At 68.6% G+C, this 21,159-nt stretch carries 11 protein-coding genes and 1 pseudogene; 7 read left to right on the forward strand and 5 right to left on the reverse strand.

The features are described 5' to 3' along the window. Positions 1-567: 567 nt before the first annotated feature. The 3 genes and pseudogenes from ACZ7MX_RS23170 to ACZ7MX_RS23180 form a co-directional block, all read left to right on the forward strand. On the forward strand, positions 568-879 hold the full coding sequence (locus ACZ7MX_RS23170) for a hypothetical protein (RefSeq protein ID WP_472134931.1): 312 nt from the start codon (positions 568-570) through the stop codon (positions 877-879). A 1,218-nt stretch (positions 880-2,097) separates the two neighbouring features. Continuing rightward, positions 2,098-2,619: a hypothetical protein gene (locus ACZ7MX_RS23175; RefSeq protein WP_472134932.1), complete on the forward strand. Its 522-nt coding sequence runs from the start codon at positions 2,098-2,100 to the stop codon at positions 2,617-2,619. A gap of 181 nt (positions 2,620-2,800) precedes the next feature. Continuing rightward, positions 2,801-3,103 (forward strand): annotated as a pseudogene (locus ACZ7MX_RS23180) (WXG100-like domain-containing protein); the annotation flags it as partial. Positions 3,104-3,948: 845 nt separating this feature from the next. On the opposite strand, the gene ACZ7MX_RS23185 reads toward ACZ7MX_RS23180, so the two are convergent. After that, positions 3,949-4,146, reverse strand: a complete 198-nt coding sequence (locus tag ACZ7MX_RS23185; RefSeq protein ID WP_472135105.1) for a hypothetical protein — start codon at positions 4,144-4,146, stop codon at positions 3,949-3,951. Between ACZ7MX_RS23185 and ACZ7MX_RS23190 the strand changes: the two genes are divergently transcribed. Genes ACZ7MX_RS23190 through ACZ7MX_RS23200 form a run of 3 tightly spaced genes read left to right on the forward strand, consistent with a single transcriptional unit; the run spans position 4,145 to position 12,553 of the window. Continuing rightward, entirely contained in the window at positions 4,145-10,030 is a 5,886-nt protein-coding gene (locus tag ACZ7MX_RS23190; protein ID WP_472135097.1) for a toxin glutamine deamidase domain-containing protein, read from the forward strand. The two genes, ACZ7MX_RS23185 and ACZ7MX_RS23190, sit on opposite strands and share 2 nt — an antisense overlap. After that, the gene (locus ACZ7MX_RS23195; protein WP_472134933.1) at positions 10,027-10,299 is read left to right on the forward strand and encodes a DUF6406 domain-containing protein; all 273 of its coding nucleotides are present in this window, start codon (positions 10,027-10,029) and stop codon (positions 10,297-10,299) included. The genes ACZ7MX_RS23190 and ACZ7MX_RS23195 overlap by 4 nt, the downstream gene beginning before the upstream one ends. Before the next feature lie 58 nt (positions 10,300-10,357). Further along, complete coding sequence (locus ACZ7MX_RS23200) at positions 10,358-12,553, forward strand: SUKH-4 family immunity protein (protein WP_472134935.1); 2,196 nt, start codon at positions 10,358-10,360, stop codon at positions 12,551-12,553. A gap of 6 nt (positions 12,554-12,559) precedes the next feature. On the opposite strand, the gene ACZ7MX_RS23205 is transcribed toward ACZ7MX_RS23200, so the two are convergent. The 4 genes from ACZ7MX_RS23205 to ACZ7MX_RS23220 all read right to left on the reverse strand — a co-directional run bounded on the left by ACZ7MX_RS23205 (position 12,560) and on the right by ACZ7MX_RS23220 (position 18,478). After that, the gene (locus ACZ7MX_RS23205) at positions 12,560-13,375 is read right to left on the reverse strand and encodes a hypothetical protein (protein ID WP_472134936.1); all 816 of its coding nucleotides are present in this window, start codon (positions 13,373-13,375) and stop codon (positions 12,560-12,562) included. Positions 13,376-14,008: 633 nt separating this feature from the next. Beyond that, positions 14,009-14,470: a hypothetical protein gene (locus ACZ7MX_RS23210; protein WP_472134938.1), complete on the reverse strand. Its 462-nt coding sequence runs from the start codon at positions 14,468-14,470 to the stop codon at positions 14,009-14,011. A gap of 341 nt (positions 14,471-14,811) precedes the next feature. After that, positions 14,812-16,131: an SUKH-4 family immunity protein gene (locus ACZ7MX_RS23215; RefSeq protein WP_472134940.1), complete on the reverse strand. Its 1,320-nt coding sequence runs from the start codon at positions 16,129-16,131 to the stop codon at positions 14,812-14,814. 166 nt (positions 16,132-16,297) lie between these two features. Then, positions 16,298-18,478 (reverse strand): ATP-binding protein, encoded by a 2,181-nt coding sequence (locus tag ACZ7MX_RS23220; RefSeq protein ID WP_472135099.1) that lies wholly within the window; start codon positions 18,476-18,478, stop codon positions 16,298-16,300. Between the two features lie 1,423 nt (positions 18,479-19,901). On the opposite strand from ACZ7MX_RS23220, the gene ACZ7MX_RS23225 reads away from it, so the two are divergent. After that, positions 19,902-21,113, forward strand: a complete 1,212-nt coding sequence (locus ACZ7MX_RS23225; protein WP_472134942.1) for an acyltransferase family protein — start codon at positions 19,902-19,904, stop codon at positions 21,111-21,113. Positions 21,114-21,159 lie beyond the last annotated feature (46 nt).

Genomic DNA, 21,159 nt, shown 5'->3' on the forward strand with positions numbered 1-21,159 from the left:
ACAGCCCCCAGACGCCGTCGCGAGTGCGCGAGTTCGACATTCGGCTACCCGAACACGGCGATCGCTTTGTCTCGGAAGGTGTATCGGCCGGATGCTCCCGGGCACGCACTGTGACACCCAGGGGGCGAGGGCTTGTCAGTGCCTCTGGGTACGCTGGCACAGACATGAAACGGACGTGAACCGGAAGCTCGATGACGCCGATTGGTGAACGGAGGCGCAGTCATGGGCGACGGGTTCAAGAGCAAGGAGAACGAGGACCTCAACAACGCTCTGATCAAGGAGCAGAAGTCGGAGCACCAGTTCGGCGGCGGGGCGCGGGTTCTGAAGTCCATGAGCAAGTGACACGGCCTGCACCACGGGGCCTGGGGCGACCGTACAGCAGGGTTGCAGGGCCGCCACAGCAGCACGGTCGCGGCAGCCAGGGGCGAGTGTTTGCGCCCTATCGGTTTCGGCGTCGGCTCGGCTCCGGCTCGGTGTTTCGGCGACCAACTGCCCCGCGCCAAGCCACGTTCAACCGCATGACCCTGCCTGGCCCACAGCCGCCCCTTCACTGATAGGAGAGAGTCCGTGTCGCATCCCGACGCGCCGGAACCGGTACAGCCCGTCCCTGCCACTGCCGAAGAGGCATTGGCTGCCGCTCGCGCCCGATTCGAAGTACTGGACCTGGAAGGAAACCCGGCGCCGTTGTACGTGGCGGAGTTCGACATCGGATTCCTCGTCCACGCCGTCATGCCCCCACCGCCGCCGGGCACTCAGGCGCCGTTGGGTGGTAGTCACATGGTGATCTCCAAAAGCGACGGAGCCGTCACCTATGTCCCCAACTTTCCGCCAGATTCCGCGATCGAGCTGTACCGCAGCCTGCGCCGGCCCAAGGGCTAGGCAGTTGCGTTTGGATCGGCAGGTCGTGTTCCGGGTGTGCCGTTAACAGATGTGCAGTGGGCGCGAATCGAGCCGTTGCTCCCGGAGCGGACGCCGAACGGGTGGACGCTGGCGTGAGCACCGGGAGGTGATCGACGTGGTCGCCTTCAAGTTCCAGACCTGAACGCAGTGAGTCCACCTGCCGGAGAAATACGGCAACTGGAGAGGTGTCTACAAGCGGCGGCGGATGTGGGCCCTCGATGGCACCTGGGAGCGAGTGTTCACCGCGCTGATGGCTCAGGCCGACGCGGACGAGGACCTGACTTGGGCGGTGTCGGTGGACTCCACGATCGTGCGCGCTCACCAGCACGCGGCCGGGGCCCGCAAAAAGGGGCCCCGGCCGGCGAACCGACCGACCATGCCATCGGCCGGTCCCGCGGCGGGATGAGCACCAAGATTCACCTGGCAGCCGATGCCCGCTGCCGGCCCCTGGTAGTGGGCACCCACTGCGACGAGGCAGCCGGGGCGGCAGGCCGCCGGCCTTCGACCGCGAGGCCTACAAGCAATCGTCAGTGCGGCGAGGCGGGGATGTGTGACGGCTCTTCGCGTCCGCATCACAGTCCGCCTTGGGCCCCTCCCCGCACCGAGCGGCGGATCATCACGGTCCGCCTCCTGTACCGCTGGGAACCGGCCCGCATCGCCTACCCGGCGCGGTTGAACTCCACGACCGTGCGCCGCATCCTCAGCCGATTCCAGCTCGCCCGCCCGGCCCACGTGGACCGCGCCACTGGCCGCGTTATCCACCGGTACGAACACGCCGCCCCGGCCACCTGGGGTCCACGTCGACATCACAAAGCTCGGGATCCTCCCCGCCAGCCGCGTCCCCAACCTCACAGGGCAGTACACCTGGGCGCCATCGTCCCCGTCCCACCGCACTCTGACATGAGGTGCCTGGCAGTCAGGATGAGCCGCAGGCATCGGCCTCTTCACTGACTCGAGGTGGTGCGCGACGCTCGGGCATGCCACATCGTCGGCCAACCACCCGTGCACCGGGTGGTCCTGCCAGCCCATAGGGAGAGAGACCGCCGCTTGCGGGCCGGAGTTCGCAGTGGGACTCGTCGGTCTGGGGTCCGGGCCAACGAGGCACGCATCCGGAGAACGCGATCGTGACGCATGGACGTAACTGGTGCTCGGCCAGCACGCTGTTTGGCTTAGGGTTGAACATGTCGTTGAGCAACCATGACCAACGTGGGGGATGTTGTGGCAGGGGCAGGTGGCTTTCAGGCCGATGTGGAGTCCTTGAAGTCGGAGGGCGCCAACTTCGTCAAGCTCGGCGATGACTTCAACGATGCGGTACGACGTCTGGTCAACGGCTTGGCCAAACTGCGCGCGGGCGAGCCCACCAAGGATGTGGCGGCGAAGCAGAAGCAGCCGGAAGAGAAGTCGTTCGGCGAGCAGCTCTGGAGCAGCCTGACCACCCTGGACAGCAAGTCCAGCGCGCCGCCCTGGGGTGATGACGACCTCGGCGAGAAGTTCGGCGTCGTCTACGAAGGCCTCCGCGACGGCATGTACGAGTCGATGGGCCACCTCGCGGCCAAGCTAGAGGAAATCGGCAAGGCGCTGATCGCCATGTCCAAGCACCACGCCGAGAACGAAGACTTCAACGACGCGCTGATGAAGCAGCACGTTGAGAACGAGCAGGCGTGGGACGACCCGTACAAGGGCACGGTCGTCCAGAGAAAGCTCGGCCCCGTGACCTGAGCCGGCAGGCTCACGACGAGGGACTGGCGGGCGGCCACCGCCTGTCGGCGCGCGCATCGCGCACGCCACGCATTTACGCACATCATCACGGGGGAGAAGCTCTACCTTGTTGAACCCACCTGTTGCCGTTGAGTGGGTCCTGGAGATGCTCGGCTTCGACTGGCCGACCGCGGACGAGGACATGCTCTTCGAATGCGCCCAGACGTGGCGCCAGTTCGGCTCCGATGTCGCCGAACTCCAGGCTCGCGGAACCGAGCTGGCCGGCAACGTCCTGGCGGCGAACTCCGGCGACGCCATCGAGGGCTTCACCAAGACCTGGGAGAAGTTCTCAGGTGGCTCCGGTTACTTCGACGACGCCCAGCAGGCGGCCGAGGTCATCGCCTTCACCTTCGAGGCCGCCGCCACCATCGTCATCGCCATGAAGGTCGCGGTCATCGTCCAACTGGTGATCCTCGCCTGCGAAATCGCTGCGGCCCAGGCCACCGCCCCCTTCACGCTGGGCCTGTCCGAAATAGGCGGCGCCGCCGCCACCCTCGCCACCCGTGAGGTCGTCCGCAAGCTCCTCAAGAAGGCCGCCGAGCAGCTCCTCGAGGCCGCCCTCGAGTGCGCAAAGGAACCCTTCGTATCCGCCCTGCAGGCCATCGCCTCCGACCTCATCGCCCAGACCGTCAACCAGAACTTCGGCGCCCAGAACGGCTATGACCTCGGCCGCACCGCCAAGACGGGGGTCAAGGCGTTCACCGACGCTGTTGAGAACACTGGCGAGACCCTCGGCGAATCTCTCCGCGACGGCGCCGGCCACCGCGCCGGCCACCGCGTTCGTGGCGGCCTCGACAGCGCAGCAGGCCGCGGCCACGAAGGCAACGACTCCGGCACCGACAGCAGCGGCGACTCCACCAGCTCCAACGACGGGAGCGACAGCGCAGACCGCAATTCCGGAACCAACTCGGGAAGCAGGACCGACGGCAACGGCTCTGCGGGCTCCGACGGCACCGCCAGCACCTCCACCGACTCCGGCAACAGCAGCAACACTGCAGGCAGCGGCAACCGCGGCAGCGCGGACAGCGGCGGCTCCGGGCGCAGGGCACCGGATATCGGCGGTCCGTCGTCCTCGTCTCCGTCGAGCGGTTCGGACAGCTCTCCATCGAGCCCGTCCTCGTCGTCCGATGGCCCCTCGGCTTCGAGTTCGCCCTCCTCTTCCCCGAGTACGCCGTCCCACAGCAGCACGGACAGCACCGGCAGCCCGGACTCGTCGATACTCTCGTCGTCCTCACCCTCACCAAGCCGTGGCTCCGACTCGCCCAGCCCTTTCGACGTGGGCACCCAGGCCTACAACGAGAGCATCGGTCGTCCTCTGGGCGACGACTCGTCCATCCCCGACTCGTCTCCGGACTCGTCCACGCCGTCCACCACGACGAGGCCGGACGTGGAGGGCGGACCGGCCGCCGACACCACCCCTGACTCCACCCGTCCGGACAGCACACCGGACGCCCCGCCGAGCACGGCACCGGGCAACGAGCCGTCCATGCCCTCCAACTCCTCGCCCATCGAGGGCCCCGGCAGCACGCCGGATGTCGATGGCTCCCCGGCGCCGGACATCACTCCGGACAGCGCTCGCCCGAGCCGTCCGGAAGGCGTCGACGTCCACACCCCGGAGCAGGGCGCGTCAATCCCGGACCCGCGCAACACCGAGCCCGCGCCCATGCCGTCCCCGCCGCCGGAGACAGCTCGCCCCGAGGCCGCCCCTGCCCCGGCTCCCGACGACTCCCGCCCCGAACCGGGCGTGCACCAGGTCGACCGCGACTCGGTCACCACGATGCCCGCACCGGCCCAGGGCCACATACCGGGCGACTCCAACGACGGCAACAACGATCAGAACCAGGGCAGCGGCCGCTTCTCCATGCCGAGCGGCGCCATGCCCGGCAGCACGCCCACCGCAAACCCGAGCCCTGGGCAGGGTCACGCCCCGACACCGTCAGCACCGACCCCGCACCACCCGGACGACGACAACCTCAGCCTCATGGGCGGCACCGCCACGGCGGCGCCCCCGGCCCGCGGTACGCAGCCCGGTGAGGCGGGTATCCCGCAGCAGGCGGGCCCGCCGTCCGCGACGCCCTCAACATCGACCCCGGGTGCCATGCCACCACCGGCGGCCGGCCCCATCCCGACGCAGGCGCCGGCGGCAGGCAACCCCACGACGACACGGCGGGCCACCACGCCCAGGGCCACGACGCCGCGTACGGAACAGCCGAGCACCAGGCCCACGACGCCGTCGCGGGACTCCCAGCAGAACCGTCCCGCATCGCCGCCGCGCACCGGGGCGCCGCGCACCGGGGCGCCGGGCAGCGAGACACCGAGCCGCCCGACCACGCAGCCGCGCACTGGCACACCGCGTACCGAAACGCCCAGCCGCCCCACCACACCACCACGCGTGGACACACCGCGTACCGAGACTCCGCGCACCGAGACGCCTGGGCGCCCGACCACGCCGCCCCGCAGCGAGCAGCCGACCAACCGTCCGACGGACCAGCAGTCACGGGCCGAGTCCCCCACTTCCACGCCGGACGGCCAGGGGTTGCCGGCACCGAACAACCAACAGCCGGACCATCAGCAGCCGGACGCCACCCACCAGACGCCCGATCAGAACCAGCCCCCCGCTGACGGCAGCGCGCCCGGGCAACCCACGGCGCCTCCGCCTCCGCCCCAGGCAGACAACCTTTCGGACATCCGCAACGACCTGCACATCCCGTCCGAAGGCCTGACCACACCCGACCCCGCCCATCAGCAGGACCTCGAGAACGCCCACCCGAGGAATCCCGACGGCACCCCGCAGGTGTACGCGGACCCGCGGCAAGGAAACTGGGTCGGTCTGCAGAACGACGGCGGCGTGGGGGTGCCCGGCCGGTCCAACAACTGCGCCGATTGCACCCGCTCGTTCCTCGAGACATGGTTCGGCCGCCCGACGGTGTCCGCCCCGCGCACCTTGGACCGCAATGCGGACGGCAGCCTGAACACCTTTTCCGCGGAGCGCGACTCGGTCGACAACCAGGCGCGTTGGGCAGGCGCACCCAGCACGTATGCGGGCAAGGACCATCCCCATCCGTACGCACGTATCGCCTACGAGCTGTCGCAGGCCGGGCACGGCTCGGCAGCCGTGATCGGCGTCAACTGGCCCGGCGGTGGCGGCCATGCCTTCGCGGCGGTCAACCACAACGGGCAGGTCCTGTTCGTCGACGCGCAAACAGGCGTCGTGAGCGAGAATCCGATTCACCTGGGCGCCCAAGAGGTCTTCTACACCCCGCTGGACGCCAATCGGAATCCGATCACTCCGTACTTCCTGACCCCGTCGACCCCTCAACCGTCCACCCACAACACTCCGGACACCGACAACAGCCCGGGCCCCGACTCGTCGACGGATCAGTCAACTCCCGACGCTCAGTCGGACGGCCCTTCCATCACCTCGCCGTCCGCTGAGCCGTCCACTGACGAGGCGTCCTCCGACAACGACGGCTCGACCACCGAACAGAACGCGAACGACGCCAACACCGACACAGCACCGCCGTCGACGACCTCGGAATCCTCCACAACGCCCGAGACGACGCCGGCCCCCGAGATGACGCCGAGTCCGTCGACGACATCACCGCAGAACGAGGGCATCTCTCCGGACACCGCCCCGGACACGAACACCACCCAGGAGTCCAACCCGGACCAGGCATCCGAGACCGCCACGGACACGGACTCCACCACGGACCGGGACGCGGAAGCGACCCAGGAGTCGGACGCGACGGACCAGGACAGCCCGCAGCCCGACAACGCGCAGGACACGCAAGACAGCCAGGGTTCCCAAGCCCCTCAGGATTCCCAGGAAACCCACGACACCCACGACACCCACGACCCTCAAGACACCCAGGACCCTCAAGACACCGACCAGCAAGCGGAGTCGAGGGAACCAGTCTTCCCGTCCACCGCCACGCGCCCCTCCGGTCCGCCGGAGGGCTACGACGACCCCACCGACGCCGACAACCGCGCGCAGCAAGAGCGATTCCCGCGCAACGAAGACGGCTCGTTCCAGCAGGCCCCTGACCCGCGCGAGGGCACCTGGGTCGACGATCTGCGCGGCCAGAACCCCGACGAGTCCGGTCGCGACGTCAACTGCCCGGACGGAGCACTGGCGTTCGTCGATTCGTACGCGGGCAACCCCACGGTCGCCGCCCGCCGCAGCCCGAATGAGGACGGCACCCCCGCCGACACTCCCGAGCCCAACGGCCGCGACCGTATCGAGAACGCCCTGGGCGCCGAGTTCGACGACTTCGGCGACGGCCGCGACGCGTACCACAACCTGGAGACCGCCCTCCTCAACGAGGGCCACGGCTCACAAGCCGTGATCATCACCCAGAACGCCGACGGCCGTGCCCACGCCTGGAACGTGGTCAACCACAACGGCCAGATCGTCTACGCCGATCCGCAGACGGGCCAGAGCAGCACCACCCCGCTCCACAGCGGCAACAACGGCGTCTTCGCGATCCCGTTGGACGCCAACCGTCGCCTCATCGAGACCACCAACCAGCCAACCACGCAAAACCAGAGCCAGACCACACCTGCCGATACCGACCACACATCGCCCCAGCGCCCGGCCGGTTCGACCCCTGGGGCCAACGACCCCAGCGCGGAAGCCACTCGCGAGCGGCGCAACCAGAGCCTTCCCGCCCCGGAAGCACGGACCGATGCGCAGGCGAACCTTCCTCCGGACAAGGCACAGGGCGACCTTCGAGACGCGCACGACGTCCATCGGATCGGTCTGGACCCGGTCCAGGCGCAGATGCGGCAGTGGGCCCAGCCGCAAGGCAACCCGCCGCGGGTGCCCTTGGCCGACGTGCTGCGGGAATCCATCGATCGCCGCCAGGCGCACGCGGAGTCGGCGCAACAGGTACGTGAAGCCAGGCAGGACTATGACAGGGCGCTGAAGGAAGTCGCCGACGCCAAGGCAGAGCGGACCAGGGCGGCGACCGCGGAGCGGAAAGCCAAGACCGACGACGCGAAGCAGGCCGCTCAGGCCAAGCGGGCGGCGGCGGAGCAGCGGCTCGCCAATGCCCAGCAGGCTCTCCCTCAGGCTGCGGCCGCCCACAAGGCCGCGATGACGGCGCACCGGAGTGTTCCGACGCCGACGACAAACTTCACCGACAGCGATCTCCGGCAGCATCTTGATCCCGCGTGGTCGCAGATGAACGACGGCCAGCGGTACGCCGCGATCGCCACTCTGGCCCGCCTCAGCCAGTCCTTCCATGCGAACAACGCCGTTGGCGTGAACCCTGACCCGGCCGCGCACAACGACACGTACAACGACGGAAAGTTCCACGAATCAGCGGCTCCGTGGCGACGTGAACTCGCTTCGCACCCGGACGGGACGAACCTTCGGGATGTGGAGGACCTCAAACGGCTGCTTGAGGAGACGGAGAGCAATTCACCCGACTTCTCCGGCAAGAACTACGCGGTCGTGGAAGTCTTCGACCCGGACACCAAGGAAAGTCACTACATCGTCGATTCGTCGGTTCCCCCTGCCGTGGACGGCGCCGACCCGATGCACTCCGAATCCCACATCCTCAATTGGATCGACCAGCTCAATGAGAATCGCGAAGCTCGGGAGCAGACCAAAGTCGAGGTCAAGGGCCTCTACACCGAACGTGAGCCTTGTGGCCTGCCCAACACCACATCCGGTCATCCCACCGGCCACGCCAACTGCTCCAGGACAATCAACGATTCCCAGGCGATGGACGGCGTTCCCGTCCACTACAGCACGACCTATCGAGCGGACCCGGACCTCAAGAAGCTCAAGGCGGCCGAGCGGGACAGGCTGCGCGCGGAAGGCAAGACCGAGTCGCAAATCAGGACTGCGCTCGGCAAGTACCGCACGCCGAGCCAGCAGAACCAGGACGCGGAGATTCAGCAACACCTGAACTTCGTGAACGAATTGGCACAGACGCTGGCGAATCCGGGTCAGAACACACCGCCGGGCCCGACGCCCGACCAGAACACACCGCCCACCCAGGCGCCCCAGTCGGGCCCGTCTCATCCCACGGGCCCTCACCGCACCCCACCGGCGAACCCGGCAGGCGTCGACCGCAGGCCTCCCACCGACCCCGCAGGCACGACGACCACCAACCCGACCGATAGCGAGCGCGCACCTTCGGCAGACCCCGCGAGCGTCAACTCTCCCCCGCACAACGGGACCGCTCACAACGGAACCTCCGCGCCGGCGGACTCGCAGCGCTCGAACCGCGACGCTTCGCAGCGGGATCCCAAACTCGCGGTCGCGGCAGAGACCCCGAGCCCCACCACCGCCGCCAGGGCGGGCGAGCAGGCCGGCGCCCCGACCCCATCCGCCGGCGAGCCGCACGAGGGCTCCCCCGCCTCGGACAACCAGCCGGAAAAGCGAGGCCGATTCAAGCAGCTCTGGCAGTCCATGACCCAGTCAGGGCCGGCCGAGGCCACCGAGATCACCACTGAGGTGGACCAGCCGCGCTTCGGCAACCACAAGAAGCTGGCGGAGTTCCAGCCCGACCGTTACGGCACCCCGCTGGACCGTCCCGACGGGACGCGCGTGCCGCTGTTCGACGGGCCTCCGTCGCGTGAGCAGACGCAGCAGGGTGAAATCGGCGACTGCGGCATCATCGCCACCATGGGCGCCGTCGCGAGCAGGTACCCGGATCTCCTCCAGGACATGATCCGGGAGACGGAGGACGGCAATTACGAGGTCCGTTTCCACGAGGTGCGGCGCAACAAGTACGGCAACCAGGCTCCGACCGGGCGCAACCTGACCGTCCGGGTCACTCCCGACGTGCCCGTGTACAGCGAGTTCCCCCACACCACCGTCTACGCCGACGCCAACGACGTGGGTGTGGCCTGGCCGGTAGTCATGGAGAAGGCCATCGCGGGTCTGGACCAGTTCTGGGACGACAAGATGCGCGAGTACCACTCGCAGTTCCCCCGTTACAAGGACTTCGACGGCAACCTGCTGACGGGCTACTCCCGCATCGGCCAGGGCTCCACATCGGGCGACCGCGCCGAGCTGCTCGCCCAGCTCACGGGACGTACGTCGGAGAACCACGATTTCCCGACGCAGTACGATATGCACGGCCGCAGCCCGGAAAGGCAAGTCCTGGACCACCTGCGAGAGCTCACGGAAAGCGGCAGACCGGTCGTTATCGGCACCCGCCCCAGGGGCACGGGTGTGGAGAACAAGATGGAGAAGGGCCTCCTGAGTTCCCACGCCTACGAGATCGTCTCGGTCGACGACAAGGGCCTGATTCAGTTGCGCAATCCGCATAACTTGAAACACCCCCAGCCGCTGACCATCAAGGAATTCATGAAATACTGCAGCAACCAATATGCGTCTTTGGAGGATGAGAAGTGAGTAGTGCCGACACGCTTCATCTCTGGCACGGGATTCAGCGAAAGTCCCAGAACGCGAGGTTTGTAGTGATGGACATCTACAGGGAGTCCGACGGCTCGGTCAGGGTTGAGCTCACGACCGTCGCCACCGAGGAGCAGGATCACACCCTCCGCATTGGCGAGACCTTCCCCGTGGGCGACGAAACCTGGCAGCTCGCCGACCTCACGGGATGGCCGAGCGAGGACGACTGGACCGTGGTGCTGCACCGCGTCGCGGCTGCCCCAGCCTGATTCCGTCACCGCCCACCACGCGTAGGGTCGAGGAGTCATCGCACAACTGAGGAGGACCATGCCCGAGCCAACCACCGACACCCCCGGAATCCCCGAGGAAGAGGTCGCCGGTCACGTCGGCGCATGGTGGCGTGAGGGTGGGCTCGGCGGCCAAGTGGCCTATCTTGTCCCCACGGACGGCCATGGCGCCTCGGCCGTCATGCGGGAGATACACGAGCACGTGCCCGGCAGTGTTGTCGTCGACGCCACCGGTCTCACCGCCGAGCAGGTCATGCAGCAGGCCCTCGCGGCGCTCGGAGTCGAGCTCTCCGCGGACAAGCGGGACGACTGGCGTTTCGCGCTCGGCGCGTGGCCCGAGGAGCGGCTGCTGCTGGTCGTCAACGCCCATCGTGCCGGGCCGACACGGCGGTCGCACGAGCCCGAGCGGTTGGTGACCCGGACCCTTCCGTGGCTGGCACGTGGCAAGTTGGCCGTGGTGGTCCATGTGGTTCCCGAATTGCTGCCGTCCCGTGTTGATCCCAGGGCGGTGTTTCGCCTGTCCGCGGCGGCCGTCGAGTCTCTGCCAGCGGTAACAGAGTCCGTTGCCGTGCGGGCGTTGGCACTGGCCGAGCCCCGCTTCGTACCCGTCCCTGTCTGGGCCCAACTTGTCACCGCGCTGGCCGGTGAGGCGGCATCCGAAGACGAACTCGCCGAATTCGCGAGGGAAGCGTCCGGAATTCTTCGGCTCGGACCTCTCGGGGTTTCCTTTGTCGACGAGGGCCTGGCCGAGGACTTGCGTCGGGAGATCGACTCTGCCGACCTCTCCCGTCTCAACAGTCATGTGGTTGCGTGGCTGATGCGCTCGGCTCCGGGTTTCCGCCACCCCGAGGGGTGGGCCAAGCACGGTGCCATCGGCCTGTACGCGGCCACTGGGCTCGCCATGCACGCCGTACAGGCGGGAACGTACGACGAAGTTCTTCGGGACGGACGTGTCATCGCCAATTTGCCGCAAACGGCGCTCATGGACGCGGCACGAAGCATCACGTTCCTCATCCCCGGAAACACGGCGGCCGCCGACGCGATTCATCTGTGGAACTGGGGAGTCACACCGCGGTATCAGACGGAGTGGGCTTCGTGGCTGCACTTGATGGCGCTTTCGCGCGACGATCTCGAGTTCGCGTCAGCGGTCGCCTCCTCTGGTGTGGCACTGCCCTGGCAGGTCAAGTGGGCCGATTGGCGGCCGCCGGGTGGCTATCACGCGCGCTATCTGCGGGCCGGGAGATTCGCCGCGCTGGCGGAGGTGCGCTGGCAGGGGCGACCCGCCATTGCCGGTTTGCAGCAGCGGACGGTGGACGGAGCACAGCAGCCGTATGTCTCGATCTGGGACGTGGAGAGGGGAGACCGCGTCGCAGGCCCTTGGGAAAGCGACGAGATTCCGCAGGAGCATCGTGCGGATCTCACCTGGCCCGCGTCACCCGGGAGCGGCTCCGCCGCTCCTGCTCGTGTCCAAGAGCTGTTCGCCTCGTCGTCCCCCCGGCGAAACGAGCGCGCTTTCATGCTGCCCTGCGCGCCACTGGCCGTGGGTGAAGTCGTCGTCTTCGCGGGCGACGTGGGCCTGATTGCCATCAGCCCTGCGGGCGGCGTGGACATCTCCGACTTCGGTTCCCGGCTGCAACCGCTGAGCGGGGACTTCACGGACGCGGGCCCGTGCAGTCCGATCGACGCGCCGGCACCGAGTCACGAGGACCTCATCACACTGTTCGGCGAGGACGCGCTCTATCCCATCGAGGTCGAGGACTTTCCGGATCGGCTCACCCATGCGGCGACACGCGAACTTCTCCTTGATTTCGGTCTGCCATACATGAACGAAGGGGCCATGGGGCTTTTCCCGTTCGGCAACTGGGAGGTCGGAATTCTCGACGAACTGCCCTCGTGGCCCGAGGGGATCGAGCCCGTCCCCGAAAGCGGGCCCTTCTTCCAGATCGGGAAGTGGATGGGCGGCAAGCTCGTCATCGACGGGCCCACCGGACACGTCCTGCGCGTTCCCCCGAAGCCGGGCCAGGATCACCTCGCCGGCCTTCCCGCCGCGCACAGCCTCGAAGATTTCCTCACCATGGTCGCGCTGCTGGTCACCGGGCTGCGTACGCGGAGTATTCTGCCCCCGGCCAATTCCGAGCGAGGGCAGATCACCCATTGGGTCCTGGGAGCGCTGGCCGAGGTCGACGAGACGGGCAGTGAGCAGCCCGCCTGGTCGTACGTACTCCACAACACGTGACGCCGATCAGTCGGAGAGGCGGGCGACAAGACGCCTCAGCCCCTCCTGGCAGTTGACCCCCGTCTGGAGTGCCTTCCAGGCCTGGGCAACCTGCAACTCGGACAGGTCGGGCAAGGTCTCGTCGATCCGTGTGCGCAAGCCCTGCATGGGCCTGGTGCCGATCAGGTCCTCGGGACGCATCGTGGCCATCAGCCCTTCGATCGCTGGACGGTCGGCCTCGGTCGGAAGGTCGGCCAGGACCAGCGCGACCACGTCCACGGACGCGAACTCCCCTGCCGCCGCCTCGTCCTTGAGCAGCTCGTCGACAACCCCGCCGATGTGCACGAAGGGGGCGAGCACGTGCACGAGCCCGTTCAGGTCGAGGCCTGCGCGCAGGCGTCCGCGTTGGCGGTTCAGCCATGCGCACAGCACCTCGCGGCCCATGGGCGTACGGCAGATGCCCGGGGTGCTGCGCCAGCTGTTGGGTTCTGCGTCCCGGTGGGGGCGATAGTGACGGTGGTATGACACCCCCGCCTCCGGCAACCCGTCCAGCTCGAGTTCGGCGTTGAGCGCGAGGCGTAGTTCGCGGGCGAAGCGGGGGTCGGCGCGCAGCCTGGTCAGGCGCGGGCGCCGGTGAACGAGCATGTGGGCGGCACCCGGGCTGCCCAGTTTCGGCGGAGGGTCGGCCAACGGGACCCCGTGTTCGAGGAGTTCGTCCGCCAGGTCGAGCGGGATGGGGGCAGCCCGCCTGCGGCCGGGTGCGGGAAAGGGCAGGCGCACCGGAACGGCGTCGGCCGCCAGGGCGCGGGGCGAGGCGTACCGCCAGGTCGTACAGCTCGTCACTACGCACACGCCAAGTCGGTTCGCTCGCCAGCCAGTCGTGCAGCAGGCGGGCCACCTCGCCGGCGGGAACCCCCAGCCGCTCGCCCGTCAACAGGGCCAGGGCACCGCTTCGTCGGAGCAGCGACAGCCAGTCCTCCGGGGTGTTCGCGTCGCCGGGGACCAGCCGCAGTACGTCGTACACCGTTTCCGGGCGCCGCTCGACCAGCAGATCCAGGGCCTTCCCCTTCAAGGCGTCGGCCCAGAACTTGTCCGTGTCGCCCGCGTACAGCCCGGCCCTCGGCACGATGCCCTCAAGCAGCGCGGCCACTTCGGACTCGGGATTCGCTCCTGCCGCCCGGGCCACCCTGCGCAGATCCGCGACCATGCCCGGATACAGGTCGTGGGGTGCGTGAACGCGTCGCACCAGTACGTCGCGGAAGCGCCGGAGTTGCTCCGGCGAGACCACGGCGCCCCGGGAAGCCAGTTCCTTGGCACGCGCGCGTAGTGTCCCGATGGCCAGCGCCCCATGGTCCGCGAAGGTGGCGTAGCGGGCGTCAAGCCATCGCTCGTCGGGCTTGGTGTGGTGCTCGCGTTCGACGTTCCTGGCGCGCGTGAAGTACCCAGTGGCGTGCTCCTTGTGCTCTCCGCCCACCTTCAGGCACATGTCGGCGAGTTCGTCGAGGAAGGCGGGGAGGAACCTGGGTGCCGTCGCGGCCAGGTGCTCCAAGTCGTCGTCCAAGATGGACTTGTGGAGAAGCGGGCTGCCCCAAGGCTCCAGCCGAAGGCGTAGGCCGCCTCCAGGGCCTCCTGCTCCCGGCCGGTGTGCGCTGCCATCAGCCGCTCGGGGAACGGGGGTTCCGCGTTTCCGGGAACCCTGATGCCGGTCGGGAACGTGTCCGTGAGCGCCCAGTCCTCCTGCGACGCCACAAGCGCGTCCCAGTGGGGTGCGAAGGAGGCCCTCAGGAGGAGCGTCATGGTGTGGCCGTCGGGGTGGGCGTATGTCCGCGCGATCAGCGCCGCCTCGTCGACATCCGGTGCGTGCGGGTCTGCCGCCGGCTCGACGCCGGCGTCGTCGAGTGCCTCGCGCCACACGGGGTCGGACTCGGCGAGGGCCATGGGCACGCGCGTGCCTGCGGTGGCCCAGGCTTCGGCCTGCACGCCGCGCGTGCCTGCGGTGTTCTGTCAGCGCCCGCCGCAGCCGGTACAGCCGGCGTACGCCTTGGCTGTCTGCGAGCCGGTCCGGTACCTGCTGAAGCTTCGTGCCGTGTGGGTTGCGGTAGACGACCTGGAAGTCGTCGTCCAACTCGGCGGTGTATCCGTCCACTTCGTAGCGCCGGCCCATGCTCCGGTACTGCCTCCCCGTCTTGACTTTCGCGGCTGTTTTCGCCATCCGACCAGGCGCGTCCGTTGAGCCGGGTTGTAGGGCATGTCCCGGCCTCCAAGGCGATGGGGGGCGATCAGAACAACCCGTGCCACATCTGCTCGACGATCACTGACCACCAGTTCCTCGGGTCGTCCAGGGCCGATGCGTCGATGGCGACGAGCTGACCCTGGAAGTCGGCGACGGCCCTGCCCGCCATGATCGGGTCGAGCGCGATCATCTCCTCGCGCGTGGTGTGCAGGAGCGCGAGGGAGCGGGCGAAGGCGGACACCGAGGCGTTGACGCGGCGGCCCGCGCCGCTTTCCGGAGTGACGGCCCAGAGCTGACCGACCGGCTCACCCTCCAGCTCGGACCCCGTGCACTGGACGGTGATCAAAGCGACCCCGTCGGTGCCGATCCTGACGTGACCCTCCAGGAACGCGAGGGAGTCGGCGCTCGCCTGGGAGCCGACCTCGCGCAGATGCGCGGCGGCATTGCCGAACAGGCCGGCCGGAAGCTTTGCCTCCGGGCTGTCGGCCGTGAAGAAGAACGGGATGTCGGTCGGCAGCCCGGCCCATGTCAGCGTGGCCTTGGCGGCCTCCGGGAGCGGGGTGCCCGCCACGTCGTCGGCGTCGTAGCGACGTACGTCGTCAGCGCCGAAGGCCTTCACCAGCTCGCGGCCCAGGGCAACATCGCGGAGCGGCTCGGCCGGCTCGACGTCGGTCGGCACCGGCGTGCGGTGAGGCCGTGGCGGCGGCTGCTGTCCCGCGATCTGGTGCATCATCTCGACGTGCTGGATCAGCCCGGCGATCGCCTCGGCGCGCTCCTCGCCCCGCAGGCCGTACTCATGCGTGCAGGAGAACCGGGCGTTGGGGAAGCGACGACCGATCAGCAGGCCCGGGTACCCGCCGGGGAGCAGGCTGGAGCTGAGGTCGGTGTGGATCGCGACCACGTTCCGCGCGGGGACGCCGAGGACATCGATCTCCACCAGGGCCTGGTACTCGGAGTGCGGCTCACCGGGGGCGGAGTTCTTGACGAGGCTCATCTCCTCGCCGGTGCGCGGGTCGACGTAGGTGATGACCGTGGTGTTGCCGGGGCCGGTGACCGGCGGCTGCGCGGGCGGCGCAGCCTGCTGGCCGCCGCCGTGCTTTTGCTGATACATCCGCACGACCTCCTCGACCGGCACGGAAGGCCAGCTGCTGAGCTCGCCGGTGCGGCGGTCGACCACACCGCAGGAGTGGCCGATCGTGGCCGGCGGCCGGCGCTTGCCCGTGACCGGGTCCCGCTCGATCGGTGGGGCCGCGGCCCACACCACCCAGCCCAGATCGAACTCCTGCATCCGCACCTCACGGTGCTCCTGTCCCTCGGGGTTGAGCCACCCCTCGGCGGTCGCGAGCGCCTGCTCCTGGCTGATCACGGGAACTCCCTACGAGTCTTCGGGCGGACGGGGCCGGTGCGACCGGGGTCGGTGCCGGGCGAGCTCCGCGGCCCTCGTCCGAGTGGGCCTGAGTGCAGGCGATCTGATGCGGGCGCCTTCGAGAGGCTTCGGGCCTTTGAGCCCAACGGTCTGCGGTGGGTGGGTGTCAAGCGGTCGGATGGGCATCGGGCCCGGGGACTTGTGGAGCCTGTGCGGCTTCCGGTTTGGGCTCGGGGGCCTGTGTGGGCTCGGGCTCGGCTGCCTGGGGGTCGGGTACGGAGCTCCGAGCGGTCGTGGCATCGGGCTGCGCCGGGCGGATCTGCAGCGCCTTCACACCGCTTTCCGTGGCAACGAGGAGGATGCCGTCGGGGGAGAGATCGGCTCCCGTGAAGGGCGTGGCGGAGATCAGGGCCGTGACGATCTCCTCGTCGCCCTTCTGCTCGCCGCGACGCCAGACGCGCACATAGTCGGCGCCGCGGCTGAACCCGAGCGGCCCCGTGGCGCGCTCGTCATCCGAGGGGCGCAGGATCCGGGTCGGGTCGGCGTCGATGACGGAACCGGTGGCGAGGTCCTGCACCAGCACGGCGGGGGCCTTGGGATCGTCGGCTTTCAACGGGCTTGAACCCGGGGTGCCCCGAGGCACCGAGCTTACGGCGACCGCGAGCGGGGCCGACTCCGGAGGCTCCTGCTTCGCAGGAGTCTCCGCGGTGCTGTCCGACGCGGCCGCGAACGGGGGCAGTTTACCAACGGTCACGGCGTCGACCCCGGCGACCGGCACGCTCCACAGGGTGTGCCAGGGAAGCTCGGGTACCGTGCGGCGCAACACCGCCGCGTACTCCGGCAGTCCGTCTTCGACGAATGCGGTCTCCAGGAGCGCCGCTCGAAAGATGGCGGGTGCCTGGGTGCGGGTGAGAAGCGGTGCCGTACGCAGATACGTGCGCGCCGGTGCGTCCAGCTGCTCCGGGGGTACGGCCTCCACCGCGGCCCGCAACCGCACCGGCTCGGCATGGGCGAACAGGCCGGGGTCGGTGAGGAGCCGGGGGAGCAAACCGGCCTCCAGGGTGTGTCCCGCGATGTGATCGCGGACGTACACCCCTGCCTTCGCCCAGTCCTGATGGGGTACGGCCTCCAGCAACTCCATGGCGATACGCGCCTGAGCGCCCGGAACGTCCGGAATGCCTGCCCGAACGGCCTCGCCGATGCCCGGGTGCTGCAACCCTACGAGCGTCCGCTCGTCCTCGGGGATGCCTTCGCCGGCTCTCTCGATGGGGCGGATGAAGGGGGCGACGAGCAGCATGCCCCGCGCCATGTCCTCGCTCATGTCCCGCTCGGCGACGGCGGAGGCGAGCGGGGTCAGCAGATGCACGGGCAGGCCGCCGCCCTCGGCGAGGGCAAGGGGCGCGAGGATCTGCCGCAGGGTGCGGGGATGGATGTCAAGTCGCTGGGCGTGCACATCGAGCACTTCGCCGACGCTGCCGGGCAGTTGGCTCGCATCCTCCGGGTCGAACCCCTCCGGGTGCATCAGGATCGACTGCACGGCGAGACGCACGGCCAGACGGCTGCCCGCGCCGTCTCCCGCGTGCCGGGCGATCGCCTCGGCGAGCGCGCGTCGAGCGCCAGGCTCGGTCGTGAACGGCAGGTCCGGGGCGCCGAATTGGGGATTGAGCAGCGCCTCGGCCTGTAGCACGAGCCCTTCGGGGTCGGCCCACTCGGGTGCGTCGAGGTCGATGATCTGGGCCACGCCGGGCGGCAGGCCCTCGGCGAGCTCGGCGGCGAACTCCCGGGGCACATCGGCGAGAAGGCGTATGGACTCGACGGCGGCGAGGGGCTTCAGTACGTCCCGCACCACGCGCGCGGGCTCACCCGTCCCCCGCACCGGACCGGCCCGATCCACATCCGGCACAACGATCGTCACCGGTCGCCCGGCCAACGAGAGTTGACCGATTTCGGGGAAGATGTCGGCGGTGCGGGTCGCGGACAACTCGTAGTGATCGGCGAGCAGCCACAGGGTCTGCGCTGCCGTGAGCCCGGCGACGCTCGGCACCGCGGGTGCGGGCAAGTCCGGAGGCACGGTCGCCGGATCAAACGCGTCCAGCTCGAGCCCTTTGCGATACTCCGGGTCGCAGAGCATCAGAAACCCCGTGAGCAGCCGCGAACAGCCGGTGCCCGGACTTCCGGTCAGGATGACGACCCGAGGCGCGCCCGGCCGCTCCATCCGCCACGTGGTGAGCGCGCGCAGCGCGGCATTGCGCCCCCCGATGTAGGGGTGGGGCTCATAGGCCTTGGCCTGTTCTGGAGCCTGGGTCGGGCTGGTCATTGTCTCCCCGTTGTCCTGTCCGTCCGGCACCGTCAAGTCGTGTTGACCGTGCCTCGTTCATCCTAGGGGTGTGGTACGGGTTGAATCGCACCCCGACCGCCGCCTGCTTCCGGGTGTGGCGTGCGCTTGTCACCCACGTGTGGCGCGGCGCGGCGACAGGGCTCGGTGATCGATTCCGGGGGCGAACTCGTACACCGAAGTGCCGCCAACGTGCCGTTCGACAGGAGCGGTCGGAATGTGCGCGGGCGACCTCACAGGGTGCCGGCGATCATCGTCACACTTTCGTACCCGCATCATGCCGCACCCCACTGACAATGCCCCTGACCTGACCTGATTCACCCAAGGACCTTCATGGGCAGCATCGCGGCGAGTAGAGCAGCAGCACGACCGTACTGGCGACGCTCCGAGACTTCCACGCCTGCCGTCGGGGACCGTTTTGCTTTCGTCGCCCTTGGCGAAGGCGGTGATGATCTTACTCACCACGTCGGCCTCCTCCTTGGTGCGGGGTGCGCCGGGCATCAGGCCCTGACCGTGGGAGCGTGCTGATACCCGTCCGGTAATCGGGGCCAAGGTGCCCGCCATTCGCTGGCATGGTTGGTGAACGCCAGAGGCTGAACGAGATGTCGAATTTCGCGATCCGTTGTGGTCTGCCAGAGTCGGATTCAGGGTGTTCCATGAGCTGGGGTTGAGAGTTCTGCGGGTCTGGGTGGGAGGCCGTGAGTTCCGGGAGAATTGGCGGGTGCTGTCCCGGGGCGGGGTCTGACTCATGAGCCTGAGTGTCTTGCTCACGCTGTGTCGACCGTGGCTGGGGATGGTGCGTTGCTGGGAGCGGGCCGGCTGGGTGTGTCTAGTGGTGTGGACACTCACCGGTAGGCGTCCTTCGCCGCGCTGTGCGGGGTCAGCCTTGTCGAGCGCTCCTCGGGCAGTCGGCACTACCGTCGCCTCAACCGCGGGGGAGACCGGGCGCCGCCCTGCAACGAATCGTGCAGACCGCCTGCGCTTCGACCCGCGCACCCAGGACTACTTTGAGCGCCGCACCACGGGGGGCAAAACCCGACGCGAGACCGTCCGATGCCTCAAACGCTACGCCGCCCGCGAGGTTTTCCACCTGGTCAGGCCCACACAGTGATGACCACTGTCATAGGGGCGGTGCGATGGCCTGCCGCCCGGCGAGGCAGCTGCTCAGGCGGGAGAGCCGGGCGCGTGCGAGGCCGGATCTCGCGGCGACACCGTCGCTCGGGCGGCATCTGATGCCCGGAGCGGCTCTTCCGCCGTAGCGCGACAACCGCTGGCCCAGTTCGCCGCCTACACGCCTCCCTTGAGATAGATGATGAGGCATCAAGCAGGCGGAGCGCGCAAATCAGCCGGTCGTTGCGCCGAACTGACGGACCGGTGACGGATCAGTTGTGTGGACGGTTTTACCCATTACAGTTGTGCAGCTAGGGTGCCTCAAATGTTCCGCGCGGCCATACCCCTCGAACGTACTGTGGATCCGGCGACCGAGGGGCGGCAGGATCCCGTCCCACGCATCGAGCCCCAGTCTGGCGGGAGAGACCCGTTCTTCGACAACGCGAAGTACCTGGCGGTCGTCCTCGTCGCCATGGGGCATATGTGGGAGCCGCTCACCCACGGGAGCCGGGCGGCGACGGCGCTGTACATGACCGTCTACACCTTCCACATACCGGCGTTCGTCCTCATCTCCGGCTACTTCTCCCGCGGATTCGACCTCAGCCCGGCCAAGGTCAAGCGGCTCATCACCAGTGTCGCCGTGCCGTACGTGGTGTTCGAGGTTCTCTACGCCTACTTCCAGCGCTGGGTGCACGACACCCCGAACGAGCCGATCAGCCTCACCAGCCCCTACTACCTGGACTGGTTCCTGGCAGCTCTCTTCATCTGGCGGTTGACCACCCCTGTCTGGAAGATCGTGCGTTGGCCCGTCCCACTGGCGCTGGTGATCGCCGTGCTCGCGGCGGCCTCACCTGAGGTCGGCAATGACTTCGCCATGCGGCGGGTACTGCAGTTCCTGCCGTTCTTCGTGCTCGGACTGCACCTGAAGCCGGCCCACTTCGACCTGCTGCGGCAGCGCGCGATCCGCGTCGCGGCAGCGCCGGTGATGCTGGCCGCCGTTGTCTTCGCGTACTGGGCGGCGCCGCGCATGAACTCCGCATGGTTCCGGCAGAACAACGCCGTACAGGACCTGGGCATGCCGGCGTGGGTCTCCCCGGTCATGGAACTCGCGCTGTTCGGCTGCGCCTCGGTGCTCACCGTGTGCTTCCTGGCCCTGGTGCCACTGCGGCAGACGTGGTTCACGAAGCTGGGCGCGGGCACGCTGTACGGCTATCTGCTGCACGGTTTCGCGATCAAGATGGCACGCTGGTCCGGGTGGTACGACACTCTCCCCTGGGTGCGCACGCCGGTCGGCGAGGTCGTGGTGACGTTGCTGGCCGTCACCTTGATCACGCTGCTGTGCACGCGGCCGGTACGGCGGGTGTTCCGCTACGTGATGGAGCCGAAGATGTCTTGGGCGTTCCAGGGCGATGCGGTCGCGTTGGCGCGGACGCGGGCGGGCACGGCTGATGCCGCTTCCCCACGCTCCCCAAGCGGTCAGACACGTAAGTCCGACGTCGAACTCGCGGACCAACAGACTGGACAACCCGTCCGGTGATCCGGCCTTGGCGGACCTGGCGGACCTGGCGGACCTGGCGGACTGG

The organism is Streptomyces sp. NPDC107765, from assembly GCF_055657085.1.

What these genes read in the sequence shown, in the direction of transcription:
- ACZ7MX_RS23175 (WP_472134932.1), top strand. Translation starts at nt 2,098, where the DNA reads ATGACCAACGTGGGGGATGTTGTGGCAGGGGCAGGTGGCTTTCAGGCC.
- ACZ7MX_RS23190 (WP_472135097.1), top strand. Translation starts at nt 4,145, where the DNA reads ATGCCCTCCAACTCCTCGCCCATCGAGGGCCCCGGCAGCACGCCGGAT.
- ACZ7MX_RS23185 (WP_472135105.1), bottom strand. Translation starts at nt 4,146, where the DNA reads ATGGACGGCTCGTTGCCCGGTGCCGTGCTCGGCGGGGCGTCCGGTGTG.
- ACZ7MX_RS23200 (WP_472134935.1), top strand. Translation starts at nt 10,358, where the DNA reads ATGCCCGAGCCAACCACCGACACCCCCGGAATCCCCGAGGAAGAGGTC.
- ACZ7MX_RS23210 (WP_472134938.1), bottom strand. Translation starts at nt 14,470, where the DNA reads ATGGCCCTCGCCGAGTCCGACCCCGTGTGGCGCGAGGCACTCGACGAC.
- ACZ7MX_RS23225 (WP_472134942.1), top strand. Translation starts at nt 19,902, where the DNA reads ATGTTCCGCGCGGCCATACCCCTCGAACGTACTGTGGATCCGGCGACC.